Origin of the sequence: Mesorhizobium sp. M7A.T.Ca.US.000.02.2.1 (assembly GCF_003996995.1) — a bacterium.
Taxonomy (GTDB): domain Bacteria; phylum Pseudomonadota; class Alphaproteobacteria; order Rhizobiales; family Rhizobiaceae; genus Mesorhizobium.
Genome location: NZ_RZTT01000150.1, coordinates 1 through 12,796, shown reverse-complemented (window position 1 = coordinate 12,796; position 12,796 = coordinate 1). Strand labels below are relative to the sequence as shown.

The 12,796-nt window shown below is 63.0% G+C and carries 16 protein-coding genes and 1 pseudogene; 14 read left to right on the top strand and 3 right to left on the bottom strand.

Annotated features, from left to right (window positions below; translation table 11 throughout):
- Nucleotides 1-63: 63 nt before the first annotated feature.
- A complete protein-coding gene (locus EOD15_RS16065; RefSeq protein ID WP_127408627.1) occupies nucleotides 64-969 on the bottom strand; it encodes a DMT family transporter in 906 nt (301 codons plus the stop codon).
- 134 nt (nucleotides 970-1,103) lie between these two features.
- Here EOD15_RS16065 and EOD15_RS16060 point away from each other — a divergent pair, with 134 nt between their 5' ends.
- From EOD15_RS16060 to EOD15_RS16050, 3 genes are all read left to right on the top strand, one after another.
- Nucleotides 1,104-1,583: an Lrp/AsnC family transcriptional regulator gene (locus EOD15_RS16060; protein WP_127268483.1), complete on the top strand. Its 480-nt coding sequence runs from the start codon at nucleotides 1,104-1,106 to the stop codon at nucleotides 1,581-1,583.
- A gap of 63 nt (nucleotides 1,584-1,646) precedes the next feature.
- Nucleotides 1,647-2,375 carry a class I SAM-dependent methyltransferase gene (locus EOD15_RS16055; protein WP_127408626.1) on the top strand — a complete coding sequence of 243 codons (729 nt, stop codon included), beginning with the start codon at nucleotides 1,647-1,649 and terminating at the stop codon, nucleotides 2,373-2,375.
- Between the two features lie 119 nt (nucleotides 2,376-2,494).
- On the top strand, nucleotides 2,495-3,265 hold the full coding sequence (locus EOD15_RS16050; protein ID WP_127408625.1) for a sulfite exporter TauE/SafE family protein: 771 nt from the start codon (nucleotides 2,495-2,497) through the stop codon (nucleotides 3,263-3,265).
- A gap of 32 nt (nucleotides 3,266-3,297) precedes the next feature.
- Here the strand turns inward: EOD15_RS16050 and EOD15_RS16045 are convergent, their stop codons facing one another.
- Complete coding sequence (locus EOD15_RS16045) at nucleotides 3,298-3,849, bottom strand: DUF2269 family protein (RefSeq protein WP_127320881.1); 552 nt, start codon at nucleotides 3,847-3,849, stop codon at nucleotides 3,298-3,300.
- A 325-nt stretch (nucleotides 3,850-4,174) separates the two neighbouring features.
- Between EOD15_RS16045 and EOD15_RS16040 the strand changes: the two genes are divergently transcribed.
- The 7 genes from EOD15_RS16040 (at nucleotide 4,175) to ruvB (ending at nucleotide 8,576) form a co-directional block, all read left to right on the top strand.
- Nucleotides 4,175-4,555: a hypothetical protein gene (locus EOD15_RS16040; protein ID WP_127320882.1), complete on the top strand. Its 381-nt coding sequence runs from the start codon at nucleotides 4,175-4,177 to the stop codon at nucleotides 4,553-4,555.
- A gap of 450 nt (nucleotides 4,556-5,005) precedes the next feature.
- The gene (locus EOD15_RS16035; RefSeq protein WP_127320883.1) at nucleotides 5,006-5,539 is read left to right on the top strand and encodes a DUF1465 family protein; all 534 of its coding nucleotides are present in this window, start codon (nucleotides 5,006-5,008) and stop codon (nucleotides 5,537-5,539) included.
- A gap of 75 nt (nucleotides 5,540-5,614) precedes the next feature.
- Entirely contained in the window at nucleotides 5,615-6,124 is a 510-nt protein-coding gene (gene ruvC / locus EOD15_RS16030; RefSeq protein ID WP_127320884.1) for a crossover junction endodeoxyribonuclease RuvC, read from the top strand.
- A gap of 56 nt (nucleotides 6,125-6,180) precedes the next feature.
- On the top strand, nucleotides 6,181-6,450 hold the full coding sequence (locus tag EOD15_RS16025) for an AbrB/MazE/SpoVT family DNA-binding domain-containing protein (RefSeq protein WP_027162524.1): 270 nt from the start codon (nucleotides 6,181-6,183) through the stop codon (nucleotides 6,448-6,450).
- Complete coding sequence (locus EOD15_RS16020; RefSeq protein WP_127320885.1) at nucleotides 6,428-6,847, top strand: type II toxin-antitoxin system VapC family toxin; 420 nt, start codon at nucleotides 6,428-6,430, stop codon at nucleotides 6,845-6,847. The genes EOD15_RS16025 and EOD15_RS16020 overlap by 23 nt, the downstream gene beginning before the upstream one ends.
- 27 nt (nucleotides 6,848-6,874) lie before the next feature.
- Entirely contained in the window at nucleotides 6,875-7,495 is a 621-nt protein-coding gene (ruvA, locus tag EOD15_RS16015; protein WP_013529140.1) for a Holliday junction branch migration protein RuvA, read from the top strand.
- Nucleotides 7,496-7,538: 43 nt separating this feature from the next.
- A complete protein-coding gene (gene ruvB / locus EOD15_RS16010; protein WP_127320886.1) occupies nucleotides 7,539-8,576 on the top strand; it encodes a Holliday junction branch migration DNA helicase RuvB in 1,038 nt (345 codons plus the stop codon).
- 101 nt (nucleotides 8,577-8,677) lie between these two features.
- Here the strand turns inward: ruvB and EOD15_RS16005 are convergent, their stop codons facing one another.
- Nucleotides 8,678-9,928, bottom strand: a complete 1,251-nt coding sequence (locus EOD15_RS16005; protein ID WP_127320887.1) for a cellulase family glycosylhydrolase — start codon at nucleotides 9,926-9,928, stop codon at nucleotides 8,678-8,680.
- A 57-nt stretch (nucleotides 9,929-9,985) separates the two neighbouring features.
- Here EOD15_RS16005 and ybgC point away from each other — a divergent pair, with 57 nt between their 5' ends.
- The 4 genes and pseudogenes from ybgC to EOD15_RS15985 form a co-directional block, all read left to right on the top strand.
- Nucleotides 9,986-10,456: a tol-pal system-associated acyl-CoA thioesterase gene (gene ybgC / locus EOD15_RS16000; protein WP_127269539.1), complete on the top strand. Its 471-nt coding sequence runs from the start codon at nucleotides 9,986-9,988 to the stop codon at nucleotides 10,454-10,456.
- Between the two features lie 422 nt (nucleotides 10,457-10,878).
- On the top strand, nucleotides 10,879-11,589 hold the full coding sequence (gene tolQ, locus EOD15_RS15995; RefSeq protein ID WP_013529145.1) for a protein TolQ: 711 nt from the start codon (nucleotides 10,879-10,881) through the stop codon (nucleotides 11,587-11,589).
- Nucleotides 11,590-11,599: 10 nt separating this feature from the next.
- The gene (tolR, locus tag EOD15_RS15990) at nucleotides 11,600-12,052 is read left to right on the top strand and encodes a protein TolR (protein WP_023811855.1); all 453 of its coding nucleotides are present in this window, start codon (nucleotides 11,600-11,602) and stop codon (nucleotides 12,050-12,052) included.
- 7 nt (nucleotides 12,053-12,059) lie between these two features.
- Nucleotides 12,060-12,796, top strand: a pseudogene (locus tag EOD15_RS15985) (hypothetical protein); the annotation flags it as partial.

Below are 12,796 nucleotides of genomic sequence, written 5' to 3'. Positions count from 1 at the left end.
GCTTTGAACAGGCGGGCAGCCGGGATCGCGATGTTTGACCCGCCGGGCATCCGGCGGGGCGCTTCATTTGATCGGGTGCGGGCTCGCCACGGGCGGTTTGCCCTTCCACAGCGTCCAGCCGAGATTCATGCCGGCGGCGGCGATCAGGATGGCGGTGGCGCCGACGACCTGACTCAGATGCAGCCGATGGCCGAAGGCGACGACATCGACCAGGATGGCGACGACCGGATAGATGAAGGACAGCGATCCCTGCAGATGCGTCGGCAGCTTCTGGATGGCGCCGTACATCAGTATGTACATCAGGCCGGTATGGACGATGCCGAGCGTCGCCAGCATGGTCCAGCTCCAGGCATCGGCCGGAAGCTCTGCAAGATTGGCGAAAGGCGCCAGCATGACGACGCCGACGCAGACCTGGATCAGCGCGATGAGGTGCGGCGGCGTGCCCTTGAGCTTCTTGGTGACGATGGCGGCGACGGCCCAGAAGAAAGCCGCGCCCAACGCCATGACGATGCCGGTGAAATAATCCGTGCCGATATCGCCGGCATCGGGAGCCGACTGCACGATCAGAACCATGCCGGCGAAGGCGATGGCCAGCCAGGTCAGCTTGGTCAGGGTCAGCCGCTCGGCGAAGAAAAGCGCACCGAAGCCGACCAGCATGAAAGGCTGCGTGTTGTAGACAGCGGTGGCGATCGAGATCGACGCGCGCGAGAATGCGCTGAACAGCAGCAGCCAGTTGACGACGATGGCGACGCCGCCGAGCGCGGCGAGGCCGATGATGCGTAGCGACAGCCTGTTGCGCAGCAATCCCAGCCCGGCGCAGATGATGAGCAGCGTCAGCGCACCGAAAACGCAACGCCAGAACACCACATCCATGATCGGCTGGCCGGACAGGACAACGAACCATCCGATCGTTCCCAGGATGGCCATTGCAGCTGACATTTCGGCCGTGCCGCGCACCGTTTCGTTCACAACAAACCTCCATATCGGTTGAGCCGCTATAATCACATGCGGCCGTGGAGCTTTCCATCTGATTGGAAAGGGCGTATGGCCGGTTGGCATAATTATATTAGGTAAAAACTCCAAACTATCGGGAAAAGAAAAAGATGCTGGACGATCTCGACCGAAATCTCCTTGAAATCCTGGTCAAGGATGCACGGACCTCGCTGAAGGAACTGGCCGCCCAGGTCGGGCTGTCGTCGCCAAGCGTTTCGGAGCGGCTGCGACGGCTCGAGGAGCGCGGCGTCATCCGGGCGTTCACTGTCGAGATCGATCCGCTGGCGCTCGGCTATACCCTGCAGGCGATCGTGCGCATCCGGCCTTTGCCGGGCAAGCTGCACATTGTCCAGAAGCTGATCGAGGAGATTCCCGAATTCGGCGAATGCGACAAGGTGACGGGCGATGACTGTTTCGTCGCCCGACTGTTCGTGCGTTCGATCGGCGATCTCGACGGGATTTTGGACCGTATCGCCGACAAGGCCGAGACCAGCACCGCCATCATCAAGGCGCAGCCGATCCGGCGGCGGCCGCCGCCGCTTGACGCAACCGCCTCTCGGGATAGGGCAAAGGTCTTGCAGGCCTCCTGATCGAGTTGGGTGGAAAGCCGGTGGCCGGTTGGTTAGTGTGCCGACCCAAACGAGGCCGGAACCATGGCGCAGAATATATACGATCGTGAGGATTTCTTCGCAGGCTATAGCCAGCTCGGCCGTTCGGTCGCGGGGCTGGAGGGTGCCGCCGAGTGGCCGGCCCTGCGCGCCATGCTGCCCGATGTCGGCGGCTTGAGGGTCGTCGATCTCGGCTGCGGCTTCGGCTGGTTCTGCCGCTGGGCTCGCGAGCATGGGGCGGCGCAGGTGCTTGGCCTGGATCTGTCGGAGAAGATGCTTGCCCGGGCAAGGGCCGCCGGCCCCGATGCTGGCATAAGCTATGAGACGGCCGATCTCGATCGGCTCAGCCTGCCGGAAGCCAGCTTCGATCTCGTCTACAGCTCGCTCGCCTTGCACTATGTCGAGGATGTGTCGCGTCTGTTCGGGACCGTGCATCGGGCCCTGGCGCCTGGCGGGCGTTTCGTCTTTTCGACGGAACATCCGATCTCCATGGCGCCGACCAAACCCGGCTGGGTGATCGATAGCGAAGGCCGCAAGACGTGGCCTGTCGACCAATATCTGGTGGAAGGACCGCGCAGCACCGACTGGCTGGCCAAGGGCGTGGTGAAACATCACCGCACGATCGGCACCACCCTTAACGCACTGATCCGGTCCGGCTTCACCATCGGCCATGTCGAGGAATTCCGGCCGACCGATGCGCAAATCGCAGCCAAGCCGGAACTGGCGGAAGAGCTCGAGCGGCCGATGTTCCTGCTGGTCTCGGCTCGGCGCTAGGCACTGGCCGGCGTCGGCCGAGTGTGCCGCCGCCACGCTCATATTTGCTGTCGCTCCGCCGGGCATTCTGGGCTATTCAAGCGTCGACCCGCTTTCCCTCCGGACCAGTCCCCCCTCCCATGTCAGGCCTGCTTCTCGATCCGTGGTTCTATGCGGCTGCCATTCCGGCGGTCATTCTGGTCGGCCTGTCCAAGGGCGGCTTTGGCGGCGCCGTCGGTTTCGTCGGCGTGCCGCTGATGGCGCTGACCATGCCGCCGGTGCAGGCGGCGGCCATCCTGCTGCCGATCCTGTGCCTGATGGACATCGTCTCGGTATGGACATGGTGGGGCGTTTATAACAGAAAGATGCTGGTCGACATGATGCCGGGCGCCGTCATCGGCATCGGCCTTGGCTGGCTGACGGCGGCACTGGTGACCGAAGAGGCGGTGCGGTTGATCGTCGGCGCCGTCGCCATCGTCTTCGTCCTGCGCTGGCTCTATCTGCAGTTCCGCCATGGCGCCGATCACGCTGCCGCGCCCAACCGCGTGGCCGCCGCCGTCTGGGGCACGGTCGCCGGGTTCACCAGTTTCGTCGCCCATGTCGGCGGCCCGCCCTTCCAGGTCTATGCCTTGCCGATCCGTCTCGATCCGAAGGTTCTATCGGGCACCGCCGCGATCTTCTTTGCCGCCACCAATGCGCTGAAGCTGGTGCCCTATTTCGCGCTCGGCCAGTTCGACACCGCCAATCTGACGGCATCGGCGGTGCTGATGCCGCTGGCGCCGCTGTCGACCATTGCCGGGGCCTGGCTGGTGCGGCGGATGCGGCCGGAAACCTTCTATCCCTTCACCTATGCAACCGTCGCGGTCGTTGCACTGAAGCTGCTGTGGGATGGCATCGCAGGTCTGATGTAGAAAGGCGGCTGCGCCGCCGCCCGTCATCAGGGTCAGGCAGCGCTCGGCACGAGACGGCGGTTGCCGCCAAAGGCCAGTGTGGCGCCGATCAAGACGACCAGCACCATGCCGGCGAGGATACCGATGTCATGCACGGTCGGCTTGAGCACCATGTCGGCAATGATGACCACCATCACGGCATAGTCGAAGCGCGCCGCGCTCATCATACGCTGGCCGATGGCAAGAACCTCTGGTGTGACGCCCTCCTTGGCGATCATTGTGCCCATGCGCTCGCCGGTCGGTTTGAAGATGAACATGCCGATCGAAAAGGTCGTGGCGTAGCCGGCCAGGCCGATGAGGATCCACAGGTCGGAGAAGCCGACCCAGAACCAGCACATGATGAGGCCGAAAATCAGCGTCAGCATCGACATCGGCGCGAAGAACCTGCCGCCCAGCTGACCGCTGGCGCGCATTGCCTGCAGTTTTTCCTCGATGTTGCCCGCCCGCTCGGCAAGTATGCCCAGCAGGAACAGCACGAAGCCGCCTCCGACCCACAGAATGGCGGTAGTGACGTGGAGGAATTTGACGATCGTGTACCAGTCCATGGGTTGCTCCTGCAGTGTTCCGGTCAGGTTGCGGCGGCGCTGATTTGCGCCGGCCGTCAGAGGAGCGGGCGTTTAGCGTGGCGCCTGTTTCGGAACGATGTCGCGAAAAAACCGGATCTGTTTCAGGCAATGAAGAAGCGGCTGAGATAGTGAACGCGCTATCTGATTTCCTGCTAATGTACGAATCGTCGGGAGGGGTTGGCGCGACATCGTCCGGAAACATCGCTGATGCTAATGCGCCGACGCCGGGAGCCCGGTGGCGACAAAAGTCGTCTGACGATCAATCCATTCCCGCAAACGGGAAAAGGCAATTCGGGGGACAGACATGCAAGGGGTAGCACGGAATTTCTTCACACTGGCCGTCATCTATTCGCTGTGCGGCATGGCGCTCGGCCTGCACATGTCGATCAGCCAGGATCACGGCCAGATGCCGACTCACGCCCACACGATGGTGGCCGGATGGCTGATGTCGGCGGTCTTCGCCTTCTTCTACCATTTGTTCCCTGCCATCGGGCAGAAGACGCTCGCCACCGTTCATTTCTGGCTGACCGCAATCAGCGGCATCGGCCTGCTGATCGGCCTCTATTTCCTGCTTGCCGGCAATGCCGCGATCGAACCGCTGGTGGCGGCCTCCTCGATGGGCTTCTACGCAGCCATGCTGCTGTTCGCCTTCATCGCGCTGCCGGCCGTCTGGAGGACGGCCTGAGCTGGACCTGAGGTAAGGTGAGGCTGTGCCGGCGATCTGGAGGATAGCCTGAGCTAGCCTGAGGCCGGAAATGCTGTCCTGTTACGGCACAGTATGGCGGCGTTCGGTCAAAAAACATCCGCGACGTTAAGGCTTCATTAAGCTTTACAGGTGTTTACTATGTTCATCCAGTGATCTGGATTCTTACCGAGTGGTTGGAGCCACTTTGTTTGACGCCTCCCTGTTAAACTCCTGAGAGCCGCCTTATCCGCGGCTCTTTTTTTGTCTTCATTTCTCTTTTTTGTCCGCATCTCAGCGGGGCCGCCCAATGGCGGCTCGCCGTTAACCTTCTGTTAAACATGTGCTTGCCTTCGCCGGTGACGAAGCGCATTTTCAAGCTTCAGTCAGATAGGGTTCCGGGTGTATCGGCAGGGAGCCGAATCGGCCGGTTGCAAGTGCAGGGGCGTATCAATGAACGAGCCTTCGAAGGGCAGTGCAAAAACCGTCAAGTTGGCGGAGCGCCGGGTGTTCTCGCAATCCTTCAAGCCGCTTTACCAGGAAGGCATGGGCCTGGTCGAACAGGCCGCCGAATATCTCGACGGCAAGGGCCGGGCCGAGGCAAAGAAACTGTCGCGGCTGGGCGCCACGCTCTATGCGGCCGAATCGATGCGGCTGACCACCAGGCTGATGCAGGTTGCGTCCTGGCTGCTTTTGCAGCGCGCCGCCAATTCCGGCGAGATGACCCGCGACCAGGTCGCGTCGGAAAAGTCCAAGGTGCGTCTCGACACCGCTTCCGCCCATGACGAAGCCGCCGGCTGGGCCGAGTTGCCCGAGGATTTCCTCGATCTCGTCACCCGCTCGCTGCGCCTGCAAGCACTGGTGCGCCGCATGGACGAGGAGATCTATGGCTCGGGCGCCTTGGTCGACATGCAACCGATGGCTCGCCGCCTCAATCCAGTTTCCGACCAGATCAGCCTGCTCAACACGGCTTTCGCTCGGGGTTAGACCCCGGTCTGTCTTCTGTTTCCGGTTTGTTCACATTTCGCTGGCATCGCTGTGGGCCGGAGGTAAAGTCGGCAAATGGCGGAAGCGATTCGCATCATCGGTATCGATCCTGGGCTTCGACGCACCGGCTGGGGCATCGTCGAAAGCCTCGGCAATTCGCTGCGCTTCATTGCTTCCGGGACCGTGAAGTCCGAGGATAAGGCGGCGCTGGCAACGCGGCTGTGCCAGCTGCATGACGGGCTCGCCGAAATCCTGCACAGCGCGATGCCGCACGAGGCGGCGGTTGAACAGACCTTCGTCAACAAGGACGCGGTGGCAACGCTGAAGCTCGGCCAGGCGCGCGGCATCGCCATGCTGGTGCCGGCGCGTGCGGGTCTCGTCGTTGCCGAATATGCGCCCAACGCGGTCAAGAAGGCAGTGATCGGCGTCGGCCATGGCGACAAGAAGCAGATCCACATGATGGTGAAGGTGCTGTTGCCAAAAGCCGTCTTCGATACCGAACATGCCGCTGATGCGCTCGCCATCGCCATCTGCCACGCGCATCACCGGCAGAGCGTGGCCTACAGGATGGCGCTGGCCGGCTAGCTACGTTCTTGACTTGTTCACGCTGCAGGGATAAGTAATACCGCAGAGGTATTACCATGCGCGTGACCACCAAGGGGCAAGTCACAATCCCCAAGCCGATAAGGGACCGTCTGGGCATCGCCCCGGGCTCCGAGGTGGAGTTCGTGGCCACCGACGAGGGCGTTCGGCTGGTTGCCGTCAACGAGAACCTCTCCCAGGAAGAGAAATTGCGCAGGTTCAGCGATGTCCTCGACCGGATGGAGGGGACGTTGGATCTGGGAGGCATGACCACCGATCAGTACATGGAGTGGTTGAGGGGGCCGCGTGAAGATCTCGACGTTGATTGACACAAATGTCCTGATCGACGTTTGGGGTCCAGCCGGACCGCTGAAAGGATGGTCGGCATCGGCAATCGCCTCCTGCCGCCGCGACGGCGCGTTGGTGGTCAATACGATCGTCTGGTCCGAGTTGGCGCCGTTGATCGCGACGGAAACGGCGCTTCGAAAAGCAGTCGACATGCTTGGGATGGATCGCGAACTTGTACCTTGGGACGCGGCATTCCTTGCGGGCGTCACGCATTCCCGCTATCGCCGGGCTGGTGGCGTCAGGGAAAGAACCTTGCCTGATTTCTTTATCGGCGCTCACGCGACCGTCGCTGGACATCGTCTCTTGACCCGCGACGCTGCTCGCTACCGCAGCTATTTTCCCGACCTCGACATCATCTCTCCTGAAACGCACCCATGAGGGCCTATCTTCCATGAAAGATCTGGCATGATCGGCAAGCTCAAGGGCACGCTCGACGAGGTCGACGAGGATCATTGCCTCGTGGACATCCATGGCGTCGGCTACGTCGCCTATTGCTCGGCGCGCACGCTGGCGGCGTTGCCTTCGCCGGGCGAAGCGGTGGTGCTGTTTATCGAGACCTATGTCCGCGAGGACATGCTGCGCCTCTACGGCTTCCAGTCGGTGCTGGAACGCGAGTGGTTCCGGCTGCTGATGAACAATGTTCCGGGCGTCGGCGCCAAGGTGGCGCTGGCCATCCTGTCGACGCTGGCGCCGGCGGATCTCGCCAACGCCATTGCGCTGCGCGACATTGCCATGGTTTCGCGCGCGCCCGGCGTCGGCAAGAAAGTGGCCGAGCGCATCGTCACCGAGTTGAAGAACAAGGCGCCGGCCTACGCCGGCACCGCCTCGGGCACCATCGGCCTGAAACAGGAACTCGGTGACGGCGTGGCATCCGCGCCCATCACCGACGCGGTCTCGGCGCTGGTCAATCTCGGCTATTCGCGCGACACCGCCGCCAATGCTGTGGCGGCGGCGCTGAAGACGGCGGGCGAGGATGCCGATGCGCCAAAGCTGATCCGCTTCGGGCTGAAGGAACTGGCGCGGTGAACCGTCGCTTGTTCAGCTCCTTGCCGTGTGCAAGGAAGGCGTCATGAGCCTGTCGCCCCGCCTGATTGCGCCGGAAAAACGCGGCGAGGATGCCGAGCAGACCTTGCGGCCGCAGACGCTCGACGATTTCGTCGGCCAGGCGGCGGTGCGGGCCAATCTCAAAGTGTTCATCGAGGCCGCCAAGGGCCGCAACGAGGCGCTCGACCATGTGCTGTTCGTCGGGCCGCCCGGTCTCGGCAAGACGACGCTGGCGCAGATCATGGCGCGCGAACTCGGCGTCAATTTCCGCTCGACCTCGGGTCCGGTCATCGCCAAGGCGGGCGATCTTGCCGCGCTGCTGACCAATCTCGAGGAAGGCGACGTGCTGTTCATCGACGAGATCCACCGGCTGAGCCCGGCGGTGGAGGAGATCCTTTATCCGGCGATGGAGGATTTCCAGCTCGACCTGATCATCGGCGAAGGACCGGCGGCGCGTTCGGTCAAGATCGACCTTGCCCGCTTCACGCTCGTCGCTGCCACCACGCGGCTCGGCCTGCTCACCAATCCGCTGCGCGACCGTTTCGGCATTCCGGTGCGGCTCAACTTTTACACGGTCGAGGAACTGGAGCAGATCGTGCGGCGCGGCGCGCGCATCCTGCAGATGCCGCTCGGCGACGACGGTGCGCTGGAAATCGCGCGGCGTGCGCGCGGCACGCCACGCATCGCCGGCCGGCTCTTGCGCCGCGTGCGCGATTTCGCCTCGGTGGCCGGCGACGGCCATGTCGACCGCAAGATCGCCGACGAGGCGTTGACCCGGCTGGAAGTCGATGCGCTCGGCCTCGACGCGCTCGACCGGCGGTATCTCAGGATGATCGCGCGCAATTTCGGCGGCGGGCCGGTCGGCATCGAGACGATCGCCGCCGGCCTGTCAGAGCCGCGCGATGCCATCGAGGACATCATCGAGCCCTATCTGATCCAGCAGGGCTTCATCCAGCGCACGCCGCGCGGCCGCATGCTGACGGCCAATGCCTGGCGCCATCTCGGCCTCGACGCGCCGAAGGATCTGGCACAGCAGCAGATCAACCTGTTCCAGGAAGAGTAATTTTCCAGTGCGCCGCCCGTCGTCTCGGGTATTGGCTCAGCATTGCGTCGGTACGTTTTTGAATGCGCCCGGAATCTTCTCGGTCGATCTTGGCTGAGCGATCAATGCAGCCCGCGGATCACGTCCATCACATCCGGCTCGGCTTTGTCGCCATTGAAGGCGTCGACGATGCCGAAGGCGCCGCCATAACTCCACACCGACCATGAGAAGCCATGTGCTTCGGCACGCCCGATCATGTCCCTGACATAGGCGGCCCGGTACCCGGCGGGCATCACATAGGAATTGCCATATTCCTGGCGGATCATGCCGAACTCGCCCAGCGTGATGTTTTCAGGCCTGACGCCATTGGCACTCGCCCATGCCTCGACCTTTTTGAACGGCGCATCCATGAGGCCCAGCAACTTGTCGGGACTGTCCATGCTGGCGACCTGTTCGTCGAGATAGGCAAGCAGGCCGCTCTGCCGTGTCCACGGCGCCTCGGCCTTGATCCTGGCGCGGATGGTGTCGAGCGTCACGTCGAGCTGTGCCTTGGGCACCGCGCTCAGCGGGTAAGGCAGGCCGGTCACATAGGGGATGAAGTCGCCGGCCCAGGTCGCGCCCTGATGGGTGAGCAGGAACGGATCGTAGGAGTGGAACGTCCAGATGACATTGTCGTCAGGGATCGTCTTGGGATCGATCTTCTCCAGCGAACTCGCCGCGGAATAGCATGCGCCGGTCAGCACGAAGGTCAGTTTCGTCGCCGAGGATCGCGCCGCGGCGAACAGTTTACGCTGGCGGTCCGGCCACAGGCTGGTGCCGTCGCTGTCGCAGTCGACGATCGGTTCGTTCATCGGCTCGAAGGCAACCTGGGTGGGGTCTTCGCCGGCCAGCGTGCGGGCCATCTTGCGGACCATCTCGACATAGGCGTCGAAGGTCCGCGGGTCGTCCATCACTTGCGCCATGCCGATCTTGCGGCTGCCGCCGGCCGGGATCAGGTGCATGTCGACGACCACCTTCAGCCCGGCGCGGTTGATCATGCGCACGGAGTCCAGCACGCTGGCATAGAGGTCGTCACGCAAGGCCACGGTCTGGTCGGACAGGAAAGGCGAAGGGTCGACCGGCATGCGCAGGAAATCGAGGCCGGCATCCTTCAGCGCCTTGAGGTCGTTCTCCCCAAGGAATTTGCGCCATTCCGGATAGGGCAGGATGGCTTTGGCGTCGCCCCACTGGTCTTCGCCGGGCCATGTGACCCATTGGTCGAGGTTGAGGCCGCGCTTCATCGAGAATGTCGCGGCCTGGCCAGGCAGCGCCAAAGCCACGAGCACGAACAGCGCCGCCGTCAAACTCTTGATCATCGCCGTCAACAGTGCCATCCGATGTTATGTTCCGCGGGAAACTGGTGCCTCGTCGGGGCTGAAAAAGGAAGCGCAATGGGCGATCATGGTGAATCGGCGACGCTGCTGGCCGGGCTTTCCGGCGCGCTGACCACGTTCGGCCACCGGCTGATGGCGCGGGTCTATTATGCCGACACCGATTTCTCCGGCGTCGTCTACCATGCGCGCTATCTCGAATTCTTCGAACGCGGTCGCTCCGACTATCTCCGGCTGACCGGCGTGCACCACACAGAGCTTGCCGATGGCAAGCATGGCGAAAGAATAGTCTGGGTGGTGCGGCGCATGGAGATCGACTTTCGCGGCCCCGCCCGTATCGACGACATCCTGACGGTCGACACTCGCACCGAGGAGATTTCCGGCGCGCGCATCTTCATGGCGCAGCAACTCAAGCGTGGCGACGAACTGCTGGTCGAGGCCAAGGTCGAGGCGGCGATCATCGGTGAGAATGGCCGCCCAAGGCGTTTTCCCAGAGAATGGGTGGCGGCATTCATGCCGAGGGTGCGCTGATATTCAGGTGATACCGGCCTGCAAACAGCAGCTTCCTGCGCTTCCCCGTTCTACCGCATCGCGGTAGAACTGTGCTCACGTACGAAAAGTACGCTCCGCTCCGGTTCTCGGAATCTACCGTTTTCGGCTCGGCCTGACCTGAATCTCAGCACACCCTAGGCGCAGCCATTGAATTGATGGCCTTGCCATTGGGCGTGGCAATGCGCCGCGCCTTATATACTAACCCATCCTTAACCATAACGGTTCATGAAGAGATTGGTGAAGATTGGCGTTATCGAACGCCTTCCTTTCACCAATATTTGCCCCGAAAAGGCCGATAACGGCACAGTTTGGGGTTGTTCCGGTAGCTTCGTGCGAACCGACCACAAGGGATGCCAGGGGCCAGCCGCCAGCTTCGCCCGGAAAATCTTAAGGACGTAACGATGGAAAATATCGCACTCGCCGACCCGGGCGCGCAATTGTCGGTTTGGTCGCTGTTCGTTTCGGCCAGCTGGGTTGTCAAGCTGGTCATGATCGGCCTGCTCTGCGCCTCGGTCTGGACCTGGGCGATCATCGTCGACAAGCTGGTTTCCTATGCCCGCATGCGGCTGGCGCTCAACCGGTTCGAACAGGTGTTCTGGTCGGGGCAGTCGCTTGAGGAGCTTTACCGCACGCTCGCCGATCGCAAGACCACCGGCATGGGCGCCATTTTCGTCGCGGCCATGCGCGAGTGGAAGAAGAGTTTCGAGAAGGGCGCCAAGTCGCCGCTCGGCCTGCAGACCCGCATCGACAAGGCGATGGACCTGGCGCTGACCCGCGAGATGGAAAAGCTGGAAGGCCGCCTAGGTTTCCTCGCCACCACCGGCTCGGCGGCACCTTTCATCGGCCTGTTCGGCACCGTCATCGGCATCATGACCTCGTTCCAGGCGATCGCCGGCTCCAAGAACACCAGTCTCGCGGTGGTTGCGCCCGGCATTGCCGAAGCGTTGCTGGCGACGGCCATCGGCCTGCTGGCCGCCATTCCGGCCGTCATTGCCTACAACAAGCTGTCGTCCGATGCGAGCAAGATAGCCGTGCGCATGGAAGGGTTCTCCGACGAGTTCTCCGCCATACTCTCGCGCCAAATCGATGAAAAAGTGGCCCCCAAGGCCTGAGGAGTAGCAGATGGGTATGTCCATGGGCATGGGAGGGCGCGGCGGGCGCGGCCACAGGCGGCGCGGCCGTCACCATGCGCTGATGTCCGAGATCAACGTCACGCCGATGGTCGACGTGATGCTGGTGCTGCTGATCATCTTCATGGTCGCCGCACCGATGCTGACGGTCGGCGTGCCGATCGACCTGCCGGATACGCAGGCCAAGGCGATGAATGCCGACACGCAGCCGATCACCGTCTCGATCAACGCCGCCGGCCAGATCTATCTGCAGGAAACCGAGATCCCGATCGAGGAGCTGGTGGCCAAGCTGCAGGCAATCTCGAAGACCGGCTATGAGGAGCGCATCTTCATCCGCGGCGACAAGTCCACCGACTATGGTACGGCGATGAAGGTGATGGCCCGCATTTCGGCCGCTGGCTACAAGAACATCGGCTTGGTTTCACTGCAGGAACAGGACCAATAGACGCGCGATGAAGACCGGCCTCACCACATCGGTGATCTTGCATACGGCGGCGCTGACCTTCGGCCTGTTCACGCTGACGGCGCCGGCGGCACTTCCGTCGTCCGACGTCGAGTCGGTGGCGGTCGATATCGTGCCCATGGAAGCCATTGCGCAGACGTTGCAGGGCGACAAGAAGGCCGTGATGCATGAAAAGCCGGCACCTGTGCCGACGCAGCGCCCGGACATCGTTCCGGACGCGCAGAAGGTCGGCGAGAACAGCGTCGACACCGACAAGCCGATAACGCCGGAAGCCAAGCCGAAGCCCGTCGACATGACCTCGGCTCCGCCGCCCGCGCCGACCCCGATCGAAAAGCCGAAGCCCGAGGACGTGCCGAAGCCGCAGGAGAAGCCCAAGCCCACCCCGGCAACGGAAGTGGCGCCGGCGCCGACGCCCAAGGAAGAGGTCAAGCCCGAGCCGGTCAAGCAGGCCGAGCCCAAGCCGACACCGGCCAAGCCGGCGCCAACCCCGCCACCGCAGGACAAGACTGCTGCCATCGATCCGACGCCCGAGGTCAAGCCTGACGCCGTCGCTGAAGCCATAGCGCAGGAGCCGCCCGCCGAGGCGACGCAGCTGCCGGATTCCGCTCCCGCGCCGGAAGCGCGGCCGAAGCCGCAGCCGGCGCAGGCCGAAAGCGCCAAGGCGCCGGAACGCAAGAACGCCGACAAGCCGGTCAAGGAAGCGTCGTCGAAGCCGAAGTCCGACGA